Origin of the sequence: Clostridium aquiflavi, assembly GCF_031344075.1 — a bacterium.
Taxonomy (GTDB): Bacteria; Bacillota; Clostridia; order Clostridiales; family Clostridiaceae; genus Clostridium; species Clostridium aquiflavi.
In genome coordinates, this window is record NZ_JAVJAN010000018.1 from 1 (window position 1) to 20894 (window position 20894).

The following is a 20894-nucleotide window of genomic DNA, read 5'->3' on the forward strand; positions in this document are numbered from 1 at the left end:
TGCTTGTCACAATTTTATATTGGGAACAAGCTAAAATGGGACTATACTCATTTTAGCATTCCTAAGTTCAATTACTCAGTCCAGTTTACTTATGTATATATCAACACGCTACTAAAATAGAGCCTTTTTCATTCTTATTCTATTGGTTCACCATTAAAATTCTCATAGTATGATGGTTTTTTAGGATCACCAACATTGTTTTGATTTTCATGTAATTTTTGTCTTCTTGTTCCCTTTTGTATTGGATTAATTGCGCCTTCTTTATTTGCCATATAAAACACATCCTTTCCTAAATATTTTGTGCCTATAGAGAATTTTAATCCCCATCAAATTTAGTTAAGAATGTAAATTTTTAAAATTAAATTTTATTTTCAAAATCTTTATACATAAGACTTGGTTGTATTCCTTGGTTATTTTGATATTTTCCACTGTTATATAAATCATATTCTCCATCAATATTATGATAATAAATTTGACATATCTCTATGTTAGGATATATTTTTATAGGTTGAACACAGAATATTTCTAACGTCCAATATCCTGCAAAACCAATATCACCAAATCCTGCAGTAACATGTATAAATAATCCTAGTCTTCCAGTTGAAGAACGCCCTTCTAACATAGGAACATATTTATTAGTTTTAGTAAATTCATTTGTTCTCCCTAAGTATAACTTCCCTGGTTCTAATAATAATCCTTCTTCAGGTATTATAAGTTTTTCAGTTTCATTTGGAATTTTCATATCCAATGTATCATTCTTATATACTAATAATTCATTAAATAAAGTTAAATTATAACTATTGGGATTTATTCTTTCTTTATTAAATGGTTCTATAACAATCTCTTTTCCTATATGCTTTAATATCTCTTTTCCTGATAATATCATTTATAGTATCCTCACTTTCATAATTAATTTTTTTGAATTAATTTTCTCATTAATAATTTTTTGATTAAAACTATTATCTATGTATTAATTTCTAAGTTAAATTTTATTTCTGATTTATTATAATATAATAAACCAAATTTGAAAAATCAAATTTGATCTTTATAAAAATCTAAGGTGTTGTTTTACCACCTTAGATTTTAGGAACTATTTTATTAATTAATTGCATATATTATCTACTAAAAAAAATGAATCAGCCTACTTAAAATTCATAGGTATATACTTTTTATTACATAAGTTTAAATAAATATTAGTTTCATCAACAATTTTAATTGCATCCCATTCAATATTATCATCTAGATATATATTAGCATTAATTATATTATTACTTCCTTCACATATACCAACAAGATTAATTTTATCTAGTATTTCATTATAATTGAAAAGCTTTAAAATTTGTTTATTTATATTTTCACCATCTATATCTGTACATATAAACTTACTACTTAGTATCTTTGCGTAATCATCTATACTATCTGTACTCTCTCTAATATTACTTGTAATATACCAAGTTAACATAACTTCTTCATTAGTTACTTCCTTTATTTTATTAATATCATCTTGAAAATTGTATCTCATACTGTCCCATAATTTTTTAAATTCAGCTACTGAAAAAATTATTGCTATATACTTATATTTTTCTTTAAAGCAATACTTTATATTAGGAATCCACAATATCTCCTCTCCTAAACGCCTAGCTATAACATTACTCTGATTGGATTGATTACTATAATTTAATTTTAATTCTACATCTGAATCTACGTCTTCGGATGTTACTAAGTTATCTACATAGCCATTGTAAATTATCATATCATCGTATTTAACACTAATTTTTTCATCATACATGTCACCACTTAAAACTATCTCCATATTTCTAATCCTTCATTTACTACTTACTTTATTTGAACCTTTTGTTATATTGTTGTGAATTTTTTTAGAAAACCTTCTAATACTTTTTTTGCTACATTTCCTGCGGTATTCATTCGTTTTTCTACTTCTATTATAATTTGTGGATTCTTTTTAATAAATGAATGTCCAAGTTCATTGTCAAATGCTCTTAACGCATCTATACACATTTCAAATAACTCTTCATTATCTATAAGAATTAATTTATATATTATATTGAACTCTTCCTCAATAACTTGATTATCAAGACAATATACTAGTTTTTTTTGCCAATCTAAATCTTTATTCAATACTTCATTATATAATTTATTCCAATCATCGCTAGAAAATTGTTTTAAAATATCTTGTGCAATAGAGAATCCATCATCATACCATGAATCAACTGTTGTTTCCTCTAATAATAATTTATCTAACTCTTTATACATGTAATCACCTCTTAATTTATTTAAAATCCTGATGGTTTAGGTGCATTAACCAACAGCGAAAATATCATTATTGTTGTTACATATTTATATCCATCAATTACTAAATCTAATGTTGAATCTAATGATTTAAATTTTACCATTGTGCCTTCTTTATATTTCTTCGTTGCATCAAAAGTTGCTATATCCATTCTTTTTTCTAGCTCTGATCCTGATATTGGAATTCCCTTATAAGTTTTAGGCATTTTAATAACTCATAAAGGTACTAGTGTCGATTTACAATAACATTATTTATCAGACACTTATATCTTCAGAACTGCTAAAAAAAATAATGAATCAGCCTACTTAAATTTCAGCTGATTCATTTCATTTTTCACTGCATTGTTACAATTATTCATACAGATTATTTCATTTTAACATAAATATACTAATTTCGGTATATTATGAATTGTATTAGGATATATTTATTATTTTTAGCTAGTATCATCTAAATTTTGTAGTTACTATATACCAAATACCAATTTTTTTATTAATCTAGTTTCTTATTATTTTTTATGAACAATTTTCTATTATCCATTTCTTTGCCTGCTCTTCTTCCAACAAAATTGGTTCTTCAAGTGTACCAATATTAATACTATGAAAATATGCCTCATCAATTCCTTTTATATTTTTTAATATTGCTCCATTAAATAAAGTCTTTTTGAATCTTGATGCGCTTATGTCTACATTATTTAATGTTGTATTTCTAAAGTCAGTTGATAAAAAACCAACATTTGACAAATTGCAATCTATCAAATCAGCGCTTTTAAATATTGCTTCCCAACAATCACTTTTACTAAATCTAACTCTCTTTAAACTTGCATTAGAAAAATCAGTATATGATAAATCTGATTTATAAAAATCACAAGCATCCAAATTAGTATTTTTATAAGTTGACGAACATAGAAGTGATGCATGAAAATCTATACTTTTCAAGTTAAGATTATCAAAAATACACTCTACTAGATTTGCTTGTTCCAACAATTTATCAGATAAATCAAAATTCCTGAAATCTACTTCCTCCAAGCATAACTTTTCGCCTTCTTTACCAATTGTCTCAACCCATTTTTTGTGCAATTCAAACTGACTAACAATATTATTTATCATTTTTTATTCTCCTCCTTAAGGATACCATATTATTCTATCTCCTATCCCTGCTTCTTTAATTGCTTCTTTTAGTTGTTCAATATGTTCGGGGGTTAATAGTCTTTTATCGATAATTACATTATTACCCTTGTCAAATTCTCCGTATATCTTTTCCATGCCTTTATCAACACTAAAAGCACCCTTCTTTACCTTTGTAATAGGTATTCCGTTTCGTCCCATTGGATACGATTCAAAGCTTTTTACATCCCATTTTAAACCAGTTGTTGTATCAATAAATTCTGCGCCCTTATCTATTTGAGTATCACGAACAATCTTTCCTAAATCTCCTCTTTCTTCTAAAGCAAGACCTATTTCTCTTTCTTTTAATCCTTGTTCTTCTACTTTAAATGCATGTGAAGGGTCTCTTGCTAAATTATCTAACTCTGTTTGAGTTCTTCCACCTGTGTAAGCTTTAGCCGTCTCCTTATTTTCATTCCCCTGAACCTTATTTTCTATATCTTTATTATTTGAACTACTTTCTTTCTCATAATCTTTCTTATTAGCAGCATTATTATTTTTATCTGATTCTTTGCTACTTCCGTTATTTGAACCTTTTGAAAAATTATAAACTCCAAGCCCTAGTTCTGCTCCACCAATCCCATTTCTTACTGCTACACCTATATCAGCTATTTCAACAGAGCTAGATATTGCCAATGTACCTTTTGTACCATTTAATATTGGTAATGAACCACCACCCATGTTAGATATATTCCCAGGTGATTTACATATGTTGCCTATACCTTTTACTGCCATGAATAAATTTATATCTATGCTATATGCATCATATGCCTGCTTGAGTCTTTACTAGTGTCCCTTTATATACTTTTTTTGAATCAAATACTTCAATATCACTTCTATTTTTTAATGCTACTCCTGATTTGGGTATACCATTATACATATCATTCTGCATAACAACATTTAACATTACATTGCTACCAAGAATACTTAACGATAATAATTCATTTTTGTATTCAAGTTCTGCTAGTGCTTCTTGAACTCCAGCTGTTGGTTCATCATCTGTAAATTTCTCATATGTTTCTCTACAGCTCCCATTTTCGTATACTGCATTACTTTGATTATAGCATTCTCCTTCAAGTGAAATATAGCTTGATTTGCTTTTTTGAACTAATACTTTATTACTTCCACTTATGGATACACTTCCTCCACTTAAGCTTATTCCTCCTGATGCTCCTAAGCTTAAATTTCCTGAGCTACTTATATTAATTCCATTTTCATCATTTAAGTTTACATTCATTCCACCTCTATGGAAGTTAATAGCTCCTGGTAATATATCTAAATTATTTCCACTTTCAGTTGAAAAGTATCTATTGTTTGTATTTGATATTTTAGAGCAGCTACTTCCATTTTTTCTTACACATCCAGTTACAATAGGTTCATCATATCTATTAGGAAAATAAAGCATTACGCTTTCTCCTATGTTTGGCATTGCATACATTATGTTTCCTGTTGGTGGAGCATACTTAAACCATGATGCTTTGCTTATATCTTGGGTTTCATCTATATTTAAATGAAGTTTTACTTTTTCTCCATCTACTGCAAGTACTTTTCCTTCTATGGATATACCATTTAGTTTTTCATTATATATTTTTTCTTGCCAAATTCCATTTTTTCTACAAAACCTATATTTATATATTAATTCCCTATTATGCATTTGTCCATAATATTGATTTACATAAAAATCTCTTTCTTTAAATTTTATTAAATCTCCAATGTTCATTTTTTCCCTAAGCATTACTTCATAATAAAAGAAATCTGTATCATGGAAATCAATTCCTAAAGTTAAGACTTTATAATATTTTTCTAAATCTTTACTTGCCTTATAATTAATTTCATTATTTAAAGTATAAAATTTTAAGCTAGGCTTTCCAAAATAAATTATATTATTTGTATTTACTACATCGCAGATTAGTTCTAAACCTAGATAACTTCCTATTCTTTTTAAAAATTCATAATCTGTTTCTTTATATTGAAACAGTGGCTTTTCAATACTCATAGGTTGGCTCATGCATTGAGTAAATCCATATCTCTCATAATTTTTTAGGATTTCATTTATTAATTCATCATAACTCATATTTATATCTTGAAAAGATCTTGTCCTTTTTTCAATATCAAGTAATGAGCTACTAGATGAACCTTCTAACTCTAAATAATATATTCCATTAATATTAGTTGTTTTAATATTCTCTATTATTCCATTAAATATTATTGTTCTTTTTTCTTCATTTGATGTATTTTCATTATTATTTAAGTCTGTGTTTTCTATTTCTTCATAAACACATATTTTATCATTTGTGGAAGCTTCTATAGAATACTTAAAATTTACGCTATCATCTATTAAGCATTTTAAATATACTTTTCCATGTTCATTAGGTTTGCATAAAATTTTAATATCTTCTATTTTAAGTATTTCATATGGACATTCTACTTTTAGTTTTTTTATTGCTTCCATAATAACTCAAGTCACCTCCTTGCTATTAACCTTCTTGTCCACTAGTTACAAAAGTTATATTGCCACCACGACAGCAATATATTACTGAATCTGTTGTAAGTGCTGGTTCGCCTTCCACTATAGTATCACCTTTAGTTTTTATCCAATCATGAACTATTTGTGGTACACACTTTATCCCAGTTTTTATATTTCCATCTTTATCTATTACTGTTATCTCAGTTTTTTCCACAAAGCATCCCTTTTCTTCGCATACTCCAAAATAACTTATGTTTTGTTCTGTATTGTCCTTTTTATTTAATATTGGATTACCATTTGCATAACTTCCATGACTTACAGGAATGTTTATCTTTCTTTCATTACTTCCTTTATTGCACTTCATTTTTGCTCCTCTTACTACATAGTAAACCGCCATGCTCTCCCCTCCATCAATTATTTATTTTTCACTTCTAATTTTTCTAATAAAATTCCATTAAAATTACGTCTTAATATGCTCTCTGCTACATCTAATCTAACAACGATTAAAGTTTGCTCACTTTCTTTAACTTTAAATATTTTCTTATTTTTAATTTTATTTTCATCTAACACTATTTTTTTAACTACACTTTTATTTAAATTGAATTCTGATTCTTCGCTCAAAGCTTCTACTTCTTCAAATATAGGCAAATAATAAATATGTTGCTCTAAATTTTTATAATCAGTTAATGCAATCATTTTAAAAATTATATTAGAATTATATTTTGATAATATCTTTTGCAAGTCTTCTGAAACTAAAAACATTGGGGTATAAAGAATATCCAAATACTCAATTCCTTGTGCTGATTTAACATAAAGAAGGTTATTATCTTCAATATTATCTGCTCTTACTAAATTCAAATTTTTAGTATTAAAATTCTTAAATAAATTTAAAATTTGTGGAGTATTAGAGTATCTTTTATCTTGTTTTAATAAAAAATAATCCATATATATTTCCTTTCTTAGTCCTCTTTTGATGGTGAATTTTCATATATAATCCTGACTTCATCTCTATATTCACCAACAAATATCATTATTTCTTCACTCTTTTTCATTTCTTTGTATGATTCACAATTCAAAAAATCACATACAATACTTTCTAAAATATCAATGGCTATACCATTATATTTATTTCCTTCACTAATTTTTATCTTTTCAATATCCATTTCTGTTATGGTACGTCCATATTCTTTTCTTTTTTCTAATAATTCATTGCTATGCTTAAAAAGTGGCTCATATATAAAAGATAATTTAAGATTTCCACTACATTCTTCTTTATCTAAAAACCATTTATCATCATACATATCAATTCTATAAATTCCACTATTTTGCATTAGATTTGTTCTTAGATATGATATATAAATATATTGTATTTTTCCTTTTAAATTTTTATTTTGTAGATTATTTGCAATTTTACAAACATGATTAAAATTACTTATGAGTTCTTTTTTTATAGATTCTTTGTTATTATTAAATTTTTCATATATCTTTGAGTGTTCTTCATTAAATCTTTCTTTAACATATTTTTCATTAAACTCTTGTAATACTTTTTCTTTATCTACTGGAATTATCATTAATATTTCTCTCCTATGCAGTAAGATTTTATTGTGTGTTAATCTTACCTCCACTCATAACTATGTCATCTTTTATCTTTAGTTTTGCTCCATTTTGAGATATTGTAACACCACCGCCACCAGAGATAGATACATAGCCGCCACTTATGTTTACACTAGATCCAGACATTGATATAGATTTGTTGCTATTTATAGATATTCCACCATTATCGCTTAAGCACATTGAATTGTTTCCTGAAATAACGTCTATAGCTCCTGGTCTCATTATTATTTCTTTTCCATATTTCGTTCCAATACTTTTTATAGACGGATCACTACGTTTAGATGAATTACTTGATTGTAGATTAACTGAACTTATAGTATAGGCATTGCTTTCAATGTTATCTGGGAAATATAATCTTATTGCATCTCCAATTTCAGGCATACAGTACCATCCTGTTCCATCTGGTGATGAAAATACTGTTGAGTATGGCAACCAAATTGTTGTTTCTTTTGTATTTGAATAAGCATCAATTTTAAGTGAAACTTTAACCAAATCTTTAGTAACATCAAGTATATAGCCTTCTAAAGATACGCCTGATATATTTTCATTAAATAATTTTTTAACCTTTGCCCCATCTTTATCTTTTAATATATATTTATTGAATAGTAATCCCTTAACTAAGGTAAATTCACTTTTACATATCAATAACTTTCTTCCTTTAAAAGCAACTGAAGTAAGTGAATTTAAAATTCTATTAGTAACTACTTCATAACTAATAAAATTCATATCATTTAATTCATAGCTACCTTCCCTTGATTTTAGCTTGTACTCCTTTATGCCTTTATTTACAGAATAATTAAATTCATCTAATTCATATACTGTGCTCGGTCCATCATCTCCTATATAATATTTAGTTCCATCTAATCTGCATTCTGGTATTAACACAGTATTAAAATGAGATGCTAACCTCTTTAAAAATTCCCAATCTGTTTCATTATATTGAACAACCATATTATCAATGGTTTTGCTATTTGTTACATAATCTATCATTTGAGCATTATGAATTTTGTTTATATCATTAAAAATTTCTGAATATGTTAAACATTCACCTTGAAAACTTCTACTTTTCTTTTCTAAATCCATTAGAAATGTTTGGCTTTGTGCTTCTATTTCTAAAATTCTTACATTATTAAAAGTATCTATTGATATATTTGTAACTATCCCTTTAAAAATTTCCGTTATATTTTCTTTATCATCCTTTAATGATGCCTTTATTATGTTATAACTTCCTGTTTTCTCTACATATTCATCGGATATTTCCTCTGATATAATTCCCTTTATATAAAACTTTCCATGCTCATTTATTTCTTTAACTATTTTTAACTCTAGAATTTTTAAAAATGTATAAGGTTCTATTAATATATCTCCCTGTGTATATACATATTCCATACTCATTTATTCTCACTTCCCTTTAATTATTTTCTGAGCATACTTCTTTATTTATTTTTATTGTTTTAAGTATTTGAAATACAATATCGTCCTTCCAATGTTCATGTTCACTATAACTGCAACTAAATGTCCCCATTAAAGTTTTTCCTTTAAGTTCTAAAAAGAACATAATATTATATAAGAAATCGTCTATGGCAGAACTTTTGTAATCAAAATATCCAATTTTCTTTTTATCTACATCTATAATATCTTCATCAAAATATATGTTTGCTGGATTTAATCTTTGAGTTATTAATTTCATGATGCCCTTTAGTTCCTCTATATGATCATCATCTAAAGGACTGTCTATGAACTTTAATGTTATTGCAATACTTCCATCTTCATTGCATTTTATTATTTCAGGTCTGCTTTCTGATGGATATTTAAATTTTCTTGCTTCCATAGGCATATCTTCAAATGTATTTGGTATATACATTTTTAAAGCTCCATCAAAGAATTCTGTTTCTTCAAACTCATAAAATTTATTATTTATCTTAACTAATCCTTCTGTGATATCTTTTCATCTACTCTTTCATCCATATTTCTTTCCCCCAATTCTATTCTGTATAATAAAAAAAGAATTCTTTATCATTTTCGATTTTTATTCCATAACTTTATTTTTTTGTAATATTTCCATAATTTTATTAAATAAAAGAATACTATTTGCCTTTAAAAGACATTATTTTAAAAGTTATCCACAAATTTTTTAATAATATAAATTCCTAAATAATAAAAAAATAATATCTAAGGTGCTGTTTTACCACCTTAGATATTATTTATATAACTATAAAGGGATACATTCCTCTATAAGGTATGTATCCCCACATTATTATAAACTTATTTCTAAGTTCTTTCTTATTTCTTTTATAAATTCAAAGGTATTAACCTTTTTTATATTATCATGAATTGCAATTGCTGCTAAATCACCTGTCATTATTCCGTTCTCTATTGTTTTTAAAGATGCAGCTTCAAGCTTACTTGCAAAATCAATTAATGCTTTATTATTATCTAGCTCTCCTCTTTTTCTAAGTGCACCACTCCATGCAAATATTGTTGCTATAGAATTAGTTGAAGTTTCTTTCCCATTCAAGTGATCATAATACTGATCTTGAACTGTTCCATGAGCCGCTTCATATTCATAATTTCCATCTGGTGAAACTAGTATTGATGTCATCATAGCTATTGATCCAAATGCTGCTGCAATCATATCACTCATAACATCACCATCATAATTTTTGCAAGCCCAAATCATTCCACCATGTGATTTTATTACATTTGCCACTGCTGAATCTATAAGCATATAAGTATATTTTATACCTAGTGCTTCAAACTTTTCTTTATATTCATTTTCATAAATCTCTTCAAATAGATCTTTAAAAGTATGGTCATATTTTTTTGAGATTGTATCTTTAGCTCCAAACCATAAATCTTGTTTTAAATCTATTGAATAATTAAAACAGCTTCTTGCAAAGCTCTCAATTGATTTATTTATATTATGCATCCCCATAACGATACCATTATCATTAAAGTTATGTATTAGCTCTCTCTTTTCCTCACCATCTTCAGCTGTAAATACAAGTTCGCATTTGCCTTTACCTTCTATTTTCATTTCAGATGCTTTGTATATATCACCATAAGCATGTCTAGCTATTGTTATTGGTTTACTCCAAGTTCTAACGTAAGGTTTAACTACATCAACTATAATAGGTGCTCTAAATACTGTTCCATCTAAAATAGCTCTAATAGTTCCATTTGGACTTTTCCACATTTCTTTAAGATTATATTCTTTCACTCTTGCGCTATTTGGAGTTATAGTTGCACATTTTACTCCTACTCTGTGTTTTTTTATTGCTTCTGCTGCTTGTACTGTAACATTATCATCTGTTGCATTTCTATTTTCTAAACCTAAATCATAATATTCTGTATTTAATTCGATAAATGGATTTAATAACTCATCCTTTATCATTCCCCAAACTATTCTTGTCATTTCATCTCCATCAATTTCAACTAATGGATTAGACATTTTTATTTTTTCCATTTAATTGCCCCCTTGTTTTAGATGATAGTGTAAAGCTGTTTACACCATTTTTTTTAATTAAACTCTACTTTAGAAAAGTGTTGATATATGAATAAGCAAAGTGAACTAAGTAATTGAACTTAGGAATACTAAGATTAAAAGCACTATGATTTTTAATCTTTTATCTAAATAAATTTTATAAATATTATACATTACTTATATTATATATACAACTTTATATAGTTCTGATATATTTTAATTTATATCATTCTCTTAAGTCGTCTATCATATTAATGTAAAATAGCTAATAACTTTAAATAAAAATTATTAGTTTTTTTGCTTTATATTTTTAATAAAATATCTTAATTTGTTTTTACTGATTAAATTCACATATGTATTATTTTTAAAGTACAAATCTTATTAATGTAAGAGCAAATATTATTTGAAAACTTCCAACTATTAATCCATACATCATTGATTTTGGTCCTTCTTTAATTAAATCATCAAACTTAACTCGCATACCAATTGCAGCTAGTGCAATAATTTCAAAATTACTACTTATTAATTTAAATAACTTTTGAATTGAGTCAGGTACAAATCCTAAGCTATTTATTACACAGAATATAAAGAATCCTATTATATACCAAGGAACACTAATTTTAGCTTTTTTTTCTCTTTCAATTACAGCTTTTTCTGATATATCTTCATTTTCATCAACTTTAATTCTAGAGAATGCAATAACTACAACAACTAAAAATATTATTCTTATTATTTTAAATATGGTTGCTAACGTAACAATATCTTCGTTTATAAATTTAGCTGACGCTATTACTTGACCAACTGATTGTAAAATTCCTCCAATCATTGCTGATGTTTGTATTAAACTATTTTTATATATTGCCATTGTAATTAGTGGAATTACAAACATTAATATTGTACCAGTTAAGTTTACAATAGTTACTGAAATTGCCTTATCTTTAGAATCTGCATTAATTGTTGGTGCTACTGCTGCTATTGCAGATGATCCACATACCGCATTTCCAGATGCCATAAGTAATGAGTATTTTTTAGAAAATCCTAATTTTTTTCCAACAAAATATGTAAGTAATATTGTAAAAGTCATTTGGATTGCTATAAATAAAACTCCTCTAAATCCAAGTGATTTTATTTCCATAAAGCTTATTGTTGATCCCATAAGTACTATTGAATATGATAAAAGGTCTTTTTCTGAAAACTGAGAACCTTTATTATATTTAGGTTTATTAAATATAGTATTTCCTAAAATAATTCCTAAAATTATTGAAAAACTCGCTCCGCCAATAGAAGGAAAAAAACTACCTAATATTTTTCCGAGTATTGCTATAATTATGCATATTAAAAGTCCTGGGATAATATCTATTATTTTTTCTTTCATTAACAATCACCTCTAAATCACTGTTTTTTCAACAGCTTTCTTTTGCTCGAGTTAATTATAATAAATTTGAGATTGAAAATGAAATACTTATTATAATATGATATTAATAGTCTTTTACTTATATATTATTTTAATGAATAACTTATAAAATTCTTCATATTTTTACTTAGGAATTTATCACGATGATGTATAAGTCTTAAATCTCTCTTTATTTTTCCTTCTTTTAACCTATACCCTTTTAAACATCCACTTTTGATTTTTTCGTCTACACTTCTAGAAGATAAACAACTAACTCCTAAGTTAGCTTCCACACTTTTTTTAATTGCTTCAGTATTACCAAGTTCCATAAAAATCCTATAATCTATCTTATTGTTTTTTAAATATGATTCTATTATTTCTCTTGTGCCACTTCCTTGTTCTCTCATTATAAGTTTTTCTTTTATTATATCTTTTTTACTTAACATTTCTTTTTTAGTCCAAGGATGATTTAAACTAGATATAAATATAAGTTCATCTTCCCATATTTTCGATTGAACTATTTCATCTAAATTAGTTGTTCCTTCAATATAAGCAAAATCAACTTTATTTTCTAATATCATTTTTTCTATATTGGAAGTATTATCTATTGCTAGAGAAATTTCTATTCCACTATGCTCTTTAAGAAATCCTTTTATTATATCCGGTAATATATATATTCCAATAGTTGTACTAGCACCTATTTTTATCTTACCCTTTTCATTTGTATTTATGTCATTAATAGTTCTTATAGATTCATCATATAAATTAAGTATTCTTCTTGTATAGTTTAAATAAATTTCTCCCTCATGTGTTAAATAAAGTTTTTTACCTATTCTATCAAATAATTTAACTTCTAATTCATCTTCTATCTCATGTATCGCTTGACTTATAGATGGCTGACTTATATACAATTTCTTAGCTACACTGGTCATATTTAATTCAGTTGCTGTCTCATAAAATATCTTTAATTTTCTAAAATTCATCACTGTCACCCCATTTAAATTGATATTCTTTTTATTATTATAACCTTATATTATAAAAAATAGAGATAGACTTCAACAAGTCTATCTCTATACTATAACTTCAAATATTTCTTTTTTATCTATACTATATTTTTCATTTATATATTCCTTATTTTTATTAAAATTAAATATTAAAAGATATCCTTTATCTAAACCTTCTATATCTAAATAATTTTTAAGCTGTTTTAATCCCTTTTGATGTGCTATGTCTCCATGCCATATTTTTGTTTCTATAACATATTTATTATGATTATATTGAATTACTATATCTAGCCTTCTCTCTTCTGATATCTGTACTTCCTTATAGTCAAAACCCACACCATTTATTATTGGTTTTATAAATGATAAAAATAGTAAAACTCCTTGTCTTTCTAAAAATTCAGTATCTCTTGTGCTATAATTTTCTTTCATAAACTGTTGAAATCTTAAAAGTATTTTTTCCATGTGAAGTCCATTATTTTCAGTTATAAAGTTATCTTTAAAATTGTACTTAGACATTATCTTACTATCAGTTTTAGATACTAAATAATTATAAATCCTTTCTCTTATTATCTTATTTGATACAATAGTATTATTATTTTCATCCTTACTTAAATATCCAAACATAACCCCTAAATTTATAATTGGGTTGTCTATATTAAAAATAGATGTTACATTTAAAATAAGTAAATTATACAGGTATTCATATAGATTATTGTTATTTTCCATATTCTTTATTAAGTCATCAAACAATGTATTATTTTCTTGTAATAATATTTTTATAGCTTTTTGAATATGAATTTTATTCCAGGTAGTATCTCTATTTATTAATATATTTTCATCAATTATTTGACAGATTCTACTTACTAAAAATGGATATCCACTTGTGAATTTATATATTTCCTTACTTAAATTTTCTATATGAAAATTTAGCTTATTTTCATCTGAATATTCACTTAACATAGTTCCTATTTCATATTCATTAAAGCTCATATCCACATCAAATTTTACTGCAATATTCCAAGGTGAATTATACTTTATATCTGTAGCATCTCTAAATTTTATTTTAAGATTCTTAATATCATGAACTCCAGCTAATATTACAGATTTAAATGTATTACTATCTCCTTTAGCTCTTGATAAGTATAATGATCGAAGCATTCCTAAAAAATCTAAAAATAACTTATTATTTGAAGCTTTATCCACCTCATCAATAATTAATATAATATCTGTATCATTTGTAATTTCCTTTATAATATTAATTAAATCTAAAAATTCAAAAACTATAGGTAAGTCCAATTCAAGAGAAGAATTTATATGATTTATAAAATATCTACAAAAACTTTGCTCTGATTCAAATACATTTCCTAATCCTTCAAAATCTAAACTAACAACCTTATATCTAGTTTTTAATATTTTTTCAAGTCTACTAAGTATTGTTGTTTTTCCATACTGTCTAGGTCTATTTATTACAAAATAAGAATCATTTTGAATTAATTTAATAATATTCTTAATTTTATTATCTACATTAACCATATAATGCTTGGTTTCTATACATAATCCTGCTGTATTAAAATTTTTTTTATCAGACTCATATTCATCAAAAAATTCTAAATATTCTTCCATATACTTACCTCCTATCTTAATTAAATATTGAATTTATAATATTATTATAACATTACAATTTAATTACTGCTCTTATTTTTTTATTTACTCTTATACTAATAAAATACTTTCATCATCACTCTAAAACACAACATCAACTACTTATTTTTATTTATTTAAACCACAAAATTTTTAATAAGCTCATCAATTTTTAATGCTATATTAGCTTGTTCTTCTGCTGCCATTAAAACTTGTTTCATTGCAAGTGATGTATCATTTATACTATTTTTAATATTATCAATATTTTTAGCTGATTTATCACTATCTATTCCTATGTTATATATAGACTTGCCTACTTCTCCCATATTTGAATCTACTTCTTTTGATAATATTGCTAATTCATTTGACATATCACTCATGAAATTACCATCCTCAATATATTTACTACTTATTTCTGAATAGTCATTTAAATTCTTATTTATATCTCTTCCTATAAAACTCAATATATCATTGCTACTTTCTAATAAATTATTAACTGATAATTCAACTTTATTTATAGTATTTTTAATCGTACTTACTGCATTTGATGATTCTTCAGCTAATCTTTTTACTTCATTTGCAACAACACTAAATCCTTTTCCAGCTTCTCCTGCTCTTGCAGCTTCAATTGAAGCATTTAATGCTAAAAGATTAGTTTGCTCTGAAATATTATCTATTATATCAGCCATTTTTTTAATTTCATTTACTACTTTTACATCTTCAATTGCACTTAAAATTTCTGCTTTTTTATTTGAATATATATCGGATATATTATTTAGTGCTTTTTCACTATCTTTTTTTATTGTAATTGCTTTACTTTTAATCTTATTTGAATTAATATTACCATCTTCTGCTTTATGATATAATTTTTCCATATTATTATTAACATTGCTAATAGAATTATTTATTTCACTATAAGTTTTACTAGTTTGTTTCATTGAATTATTTATATCCTCTGTAGATGTATTTACCAATTCTACTTTTGAATTTACTTCTTGTACAGTAGCAGATAATTCTTCACTTAATGAACTTAAATCATATGATTCTCTAATTATTAATGATATCAAAGCTCTAATATTTTCTTGAGATCTATTTAATAATTTTCCAGTTCTTCCAAATTCATCTTCACTATTTAAATCTATATTTTCTGAAATATCATACTTAGACATTCTCTCTGCTAAATTTTCTATTTTCTTTAAAGGATTTATTATAAGTCTGCCTATTAGAAATATTAATATAAATGAAGTAGCTAATCCTATTAAAGCTATTATTATAGTCATTATTGAAACTGATTTAAATATTTTATTATTTTCTACATCACATTTTTCAGCATTACTTTCAGATAAATTAATGAGTGTTTTTAATAAATCATAAACGTTATTTTTCATTCTAAGCATATCTTTATTATATATTTCATTTGCTTCATTTATTTTTCCAGAATCTATTAAATTTAATATATCTAAAGAATACTTTTCCAGATTATTTATGTCATCTTTTAATTGTACAAATTTATTTATTTCAATTTCTGAAGTATTTATATTTTCGTAATTTTCTAGAAATGTATTTGTTTGTTGTAATAATATTTTAATTTTATTAGAATATTTATAACTCTCATTAGTGTCAGAACTCATAAATATATTCATAAAATATGAATCAAGTTCTTTTATATTTGAATTAATATTATCTATAGTTTGTATAACTTTAAAATTTATATTGTAGATTTTACTAGAGTTTCTACTCACAGTATCTATGCTTTTAATAGAGATTAATGCTATTAAAAATATTAATAAAGATAATATTATATATGAAGCTCTTAATTTAACTTTCACACTTAAACTTTTTAAAAACCCAATATTCTTTTTATAATTCTCTTTTTTACTCTTTGTATAAAATATATTTTTCCTCATGTAATATTCCCTTCTAATTATTTAAGTATAATTTATCAAATTTTAAATAATATAATAATTAGAACCGTTTCCAATTATTATATTATCATTGTAATTCCACTTTTTCAATTAATATTTTTCAATATTTTCTAAATTGTGAATTTTATCTTAATTATTCAATTTATTTATAATAAAATAAATTTTTCCCTTGTATAATACTTGAAAATTAAAATATGTGATGATATACTTAATTCAAGAAAACGATTTATATTGTTTTTTGTACAAGCTTATATCGTTTTTAGGAATCGTTTCCGATATATTTTATTAATATTTTTATTTTTCTAATCACAGTAAACGAATTCAAATGTTAAATATAAATTAAAGGTAAAAAAGATAGGCATATATTTAATATTATTCGTATATAATTTAGTAACATGTATTTCGGAATCGTTTCCATATATGGTTATATAGTCAACTATTTTATAGGAGGGGTACAAAATGAAATTAAGAATGAAAAAAACATTATCAACAGTATTAGCAGCTTCACTTCTATTAGGTACAGTAGCTGGTTGTTCATCATCTAATGCTGGAAATAGTGCTAAAAAGGATGGAAAAGGAAAAACAGTTAGAGTGTTTCAATTAAAAGTTGAAATCAATGATCAATTAAAAGAACTTGCTAAAAAATATGAAGATGAAACAGGTGTTAAGGTAGATATAACTTCTGTTGGTGGTGGTGCTGATTATGGTGCTGCACTAAAAGCTGAATTCCAAAAAGGTACTGAACCTGATATATTCATGATTCAAGGTGCTGGAGATTACGGTGTATGGCAACATAAAATTGATGAATTAACTACTGAACCTTGGGTAAAAGATGCAGTTCATGGTACATTAGATACAGTTACAGTTGATGGTAAGGTTTATGGTATGCCTGCTGCAACTGAAGGCTATGGATTAATGTATAATAAAGATATCTTAGATAAAGCTGAAATAGATCCTGCTTCTATAGATACTTTTGATAAATTAAAAGCTACATTTGAAAAATTAGATTCTATGAAAGCTGAATTAGGAATAGACAATGTAGTATCTTATACAACTAAAGAAACTTGGGTTACTGGTAACCATACTTTCAATATTCCTTTAGCAGTACAAGATAATCCTACTCAATTTGTTAAAGATTATATTGATGGAAAAGCTGACTTTGTTAATAATCAATATTTTAAAGATTGGATGAACTTAGTTGAATTACTTGTTAAATATGGCGGGGGTGCTACTCTAGATACAATAGATTATACTACTCAAGTTGGTAACTTTGGAGCATCACACAAAACTGCTTTCTTACATCAAGGTAACTGGACTAGTAAAGATTTAGCTGGCTTAGACGCAAACTTTCCTAAAGGTTTTATTCCATTAGCAATTAACAATGATCCAAAAATAAGTGGAAGTATTCCTGTTGGAGTACCTATGTACTGGGTTGTTAATAAAGATTCAGCTGTTAATAAAGAAGCTAAAGATTTCTTAAATTGGATGGTAACTAGTGAAGCTGGACAAAATTCTCTAGTAAAAGATATGAAGATGATTCCTGCATTCACAAACTTCACAGTTGAACCTGAAGATGAATTAGCTAAATCTATAGTTGAATTCAACAAAGCTGGTAAGACTATTCCTTGGGCATTCACAAATCTTCCTGATGGATTCACAATGAATAATATTGGACCTGTATTCTCTAAATTTGCCAGAGGAGAAATTGATAAAAATCAAATGCTTCAACAATTACAAGATGCTACTAAATAATGTTTTTTAAATTTAGCTCTGTTTTAGCAGAGTGTTGATATATGCATAAGCAAAGTGAACTTAGTAATTGAACTTATTGCATATATTAACACACATTTAAAACAGAGCTAAAAATTAACTTCATAAGGAGATTACTTTACCTTATGGATGTTTATCATTACATATAGCATTAATTACACATAAGTTGTATTTGTATATATAGTGATTTTTATTACAAAGGAGTGAAAATATGAAAAAGAATAGTAAAGAACAAAGAGACTTTTGGCTTTTTATAGGTCCATGTTTGTTCTCTCTTATCATGGTAGTAATAATCCCTTTCTTTATGGGTATTTATTACACATTTACAGACTGGAATGGTGCTAATCCAAAATATGGTTTCGTTGGATTTGAAAATTATTTAAGTATTTGGAAAGATACTCAATTTCTTTATTCATTTAAAATAACAATTCTATATACTATTGCAAGCGTAATTACTATTAATTTAATTGGGTTTGGACTAGCATATATAGTTACTAGAAATTTAAAAACTAAGAATATTTTAAGAACTGGTTTCTTCATGCCAAACTTAATAGGTGGATTAATTTTAGGATTTATATGGCAATTTTTATTCAACTCTGTATTTACTTCAATTGGCCAAAACATAGGTTCATCATTCTTAGGAACTTCACTATTACAAAATCCTGGTACAGCAATGTTTGCAATGTTAATAGTTGCTTCATGGCAATATGCTGGATATATAATGGTTATTTATGTTGCTTCCCTTGAAAATGTACCTACTGATTTATTAGAGGCTAGTCATATTGATGGAGCTAATGGCTTGCAAACCTTCAAACATATTACAATTCCTATGGTAAGACCTGCAATTACAGTATGTTTATTCTTAACATTAGCTAATTCATTTAAAATGTTTGATTTAAATTTCTCTTTAACATCTGCAAAGACAACTGAAATGTTATCTTTAAATATATATAGGGAAGCTTTTTTAGTAAACAACATGGGCGTAGGACAAGCAAAGGCTATTATTTTCTTTATATTTGTAACTGCTGTCTCATTAACACAAGTGTACTTTAATAAAAAGAAGGAGGTAGAAGCATAATGAAAACAAATGTTGTAGAAAACACTAGTAGTTCACCTAAAAAAGCCAAAAAATTATCAACATTAAATGGATATAGCCGTAAATTAGGCGTATTAGAAATACTAACATGGATTGCATTAATAATTTATCTAACTCCTTTTTACTTAATGTTTATAAACTCTTTTAAAACTAGAAGAGAAATCTTTGTAAATACAACTGGTTTACCATCTACATGGAACTTTATCAATTACTTAGACGCTATTGATAGAATGCATATGACTAGTGCTTTCATCAACTCTATCATAATAACTGTTATAAGTGTTGCTTTAATAATTTTATTTTCTTCAATGGCATCTTGGGTTTTAGTTCGTAATGAATCTAAGGCCAGTAAAATTATATTTTACTTATTTGTTGCTGCTATGGTAGTTCCTTTCCAAGCTGTAATGTTACCACTTGTTAAATGGATGGGCATTTTAGGCATCGATTCCATTAATTTTAGCATGTTAGGTACACATTATGGATTAATCTTTATGTATATTGGATTTGGATCAAGTATGAGCATATTCTTGTACCACGGTGTAATAAAAGGAATTCCTAAAGAAATTGAAGAGGCTGCTATCATAGATGGTTGTAGTAAATGGAAAGTTTTCACTAAAGTAATTCTTCCACTTTTAAAACCTACTACTGTAACTGTAGCTGTATTAAATGGAATATGGGTATGGAACGACTTCTTGCTACCATTCTTAACTGTCAATGGTAAGATAAACACTATTCCACTTGCTATGAATAATTTCTTTGGTGCTTTCTCAAAACAATGGGAACTTGCAATGGCTGCTTTAATATTAGCTATTATCCCAATAATTATCTTTTACTTCTTTGTACAAAGACAAATTATTCAAGGAATCGTTCAAGGCTCTATCAAATAAAATTATGTGTATAAAAAAAGGGCGTTATGCCCTTTTTTTAGTTGAGAGTTGAGAATTTACAGGTTGAAAGTCCTAAATATCTTCTTTAAAAATTATATTTTAAAATTCCAATAAAAAATTTTTTTATTTACTCTCCACT

21 protein-coding genes are annotated in these 20894 nt (G+C 26.1%); 3 read left to right on the forward strand and 18 right to left on the reverse strand.

Annotated features, from left to right (window positions below; translation table 11 throughout):
• Nucleotides 1–134: 134 nt before the first annotated feature.
• The 18 genes from RGC78_RS07850 to RGC78_RS07935 form a co-directional block, all read right to left on the reverse strand.
• Entirely contained in the window at nucleotides 135–272 is a 138-nt protein-coding gene (locus tag RGC78_RS07850) for a clostri-philic family protein (RefSeq protein ID WP_252216782.1), read from the reverse strand.
• 86 nt (nucleotides 273–358) lie between these two features.
• On the reverse strand, nucleotides 359–886 hold the full coding sequence (gene dcd, locus RGC78_RS07855; RefSeq protein WP_309556376.1) for a dCTP deaminase: 528 nt from the start codon (nucleotides 884–886) through the stop codon (nucleotides 359–361).
• A 255-nt stretch (nucleotides 887–1141) separates the two neighbouring features.
• Nucleotides 1142–1813, reverse strand: a complete 672-nt coding sequence (locus RGC78_RS07860) for a hypothetical protein (protein WP_309556377.1) — start codon at nucleotides 1811–1813, stop codon at nucleotides 1142–1144.
• Between the two features lie 44 nt (nucleotides 1814–1857).
• On the reverse strand, nucleotides 1858–2274 hold the full coding sequence (locus tag RGC78_RS07865; RefSeq protein ID WP_252232152.1) for a hypothetical protein: 417 nt from the start codon (nucleotides 2272–2274) through the stop codon (nucleotides 1858–1860).
• A gap of 20 nt (nucleotides 2275–2294) precedes the next feature.
• Nucleotides 2295–2516: a hypothetical protein gene (locus tag RGC78_RS07870; protein WP_309556379.1), complete on the reverse strand. Its 222-nt coding sequence runs from the start codon at nucleotides 2514–2516 to the stop codon at nucleotides 2295–2297.
• 307 nt (nucleotides 2517–2823) lie between these two features.
• The gene (locus RGC78_RS07875) at nucleotides 2824–3417 is read right to left on the reverse strand and encodes a pentapeptide repeat-containing protein (RefSeq protein WP_252232156.1); all 594 of its coding nucleotides are present in this window, start codon (nucleotides 3415–3417) and stop codon (nucleotides 2824–2826) included.
• Nucleotides 3418–3432: 15 nt separating this feature from the next.
• A complete protein-coding gene (locus tag RGC78_RS07880) occupies nucleotides 3433–4209 on the reverse strand; it encodes a hypothetical protein (protein WP_309556380.1) in 777 nt (258 codons plus the stop codon).
• 28 nt (nucleotides 4210–4237) lie between these two features.
• A complete protein-coding gene (locus RGC78_RS07885; protein ID WP_309556382.1) occupies nucleotides 4238–5926 on the reverse strand; it encodes a late control protein D in 1689 nt (562 codons plus the stop codon).
• A gap of 25 nt (nucleotides 5927–5951) precedes the next feature.
• Nucleotides 5952–6338 carry a DUF4280 domain-containing protein gene (locus RGC78_RS07890; protein WP_252226898.1) on the reverse strand — a complete coding sequence of 129 codons (387 nt, stop codon included), beginning with the start codon at nucleotides 6336–6338 and terminating at the stop codon, nucleotides 5952–5954.
• 17 nt (nucleotides 6339–6355) lie between these two features.
• Nucleotides 6356–6886 carry an imm11 family protein gene (locus RGC78_RS07895; RefSeq protein ID WP_309556383.1) on the reverse strand — a complete coding sequence of 177 codons (531 nt, stop codon included), beginning with the start codon at nucleotides 6884–6886 and terminating at the stop codon, nucleotides 6356–6358.
• 14 nt (nucleotides 6887–6900) lie between these two features.
• Nucleotides 6901–7512 carry a hypothetical protein gene (locus RGC78_RS07900; protein ID WP_309556384.1) on the reverse strand — a complete coding sequence of 204 codons (612 nt, stop codon included), beginning with the start codon at nucleotides 7510–7512 and terminating at the stop codon, nucleotides 6901–6903.
• Nucleotides 7513–7540: 28 nt separating this feature from the next.
• The gene (locus tag RGC78_RS07905; protein WP_309556385.1) at nucleotides 7541–8950 is read right to left on the reverse strand and encodes a contractile injection system protein, VgrG/Pvc8 family; all 1410 of its coding nucleotides are present in this window, start codon (nucleotides 8948–8950) and stop codon (nucleotides 7541–7543) included.
• Nucleotides 8951–8966: 16 nt separating this feature from the next.
• Nucleotides 8967–9419, reverse strand: coding sequence for a hypothetical protein (locus RGC78_RS07910; protein WP_309556386.1), 453 nt, complete (start codon nucleotides 9417–9419; stop codon nucleotides 8967–8969).
• 393 nt (nucleotides 9420–9812) lie between these two features.
• Nucleotides 9813–11021 carry an NADP-dependent isocitrate dehydrogenase gene (locus RGC78_RS07915; protein WP_309556388.1) on the reverse strand — a complete coding sequence of 403 codons (1209 nt, stop codon included), beginning with the start codon at nucleotides 11019–11021 and terminating at the stop codon, nucleotides 9813–9815.
• 382 nt (nucleotides 11022–11403) lie between these two features.
• Nucleotides 11404–12414, reverse strand: coding sequence for a YeiH family protein (locus tag RGC78_RS07920; RefSeq protein WP_309556389.1), 1011 nt, complete (start codon nucleotides 12412–12414; stop codon nucleotides 11404–11406).
• A gap of 125 nt (nucleotides 12415–12539) precedes the next feature.
• A complete protein-coding gene (locus tag RGC78_RS07925) occupies nucleotides 12540–13415 on the reverse strand; it encodes a LysR family transcriptional regulator (RefSeq protein ID WP_252213554.1) in 876 nt (291 codons plus the stop codon).
• An 87-nt stretch (nucleotides 13416–13502) separates the two neighbouring features.
• On the reverse strand, nucleotides 13503–15059 hold the full coding sequence (locus RGC78_RS07930) for a GxxExxY protein (RefSeq protein WP_252213556.1): 1557 nt from the start codon (nucleotides 15057–15059) through the stop codon (nucleotides 13503–13505).
• A gap of 155 nt (nucleotides 15060–15214) precedes the next feature.
• Nucleotides 15215–16984: a methyl-accepting chemotaxis protein gene (locus RGC78_RS07935; RefSeq protein ID WP_309556392.1), complete on the reverse strand. Its 1770-nt coding sequence runs from the start codon at nucleotides 16982–16984 to the stop codon at nucleotides 15215–15217.
• A gap of 477 nt (nucleotides 16985–17461) precedes the next feature.
• Between RGC78_RS07935 and RGC78_RS07940 the strand changes: the two genes are divergently transcribed.
• From RGC78_RS07940 to RGC78_RS07950, 3 genes are all read left to right on the forward strand, one after another.
• Nucleotides 17462–18754 carry an ABC transporter substrate-binding protein gene (locus RGC78_RS07940; protein ID WP_252213560.1) on the forward strand — a complete coding sequence of 431 codons (1293 nt, stop codon included), beginning with the start codon at nucleotides 17462–17464 and terminating at the stop codon, nucleotides 18752–18754.
• Nucleotides 18755–18983: 229 nt separating this feature from the next.
• The gene (locus RGC78_RS07945; RefSeq protein WP_252213562.1) at nucleotides 18984–19850 is read left to right on the forward strand and encodes a carbohydrate ABC transporter permease; all 867 of its coding nucleotides are present in this window, start codon (nucleotides 18984–18986) and stop codon (nucleotides 19848–19850) included.
• Nucleotides 19850–20755, forward strand: coding sequence for a carbohydrate ABC transporter permease (locus RGC78_RS07950; RefSeq protein WP_252213564.1), 906 nt, complete (start codon nucleotides 19850–19852; stop codon nucleotides 20753–20755). The genes RGC78_RS07945 and RGC78_RS07950 overlap by 1 nt, the downstream gene beginning before the upstream one ends.
• The last annotated feature ends 139 nt before the right edge of the window (nucleotides 20756–20894 follow it).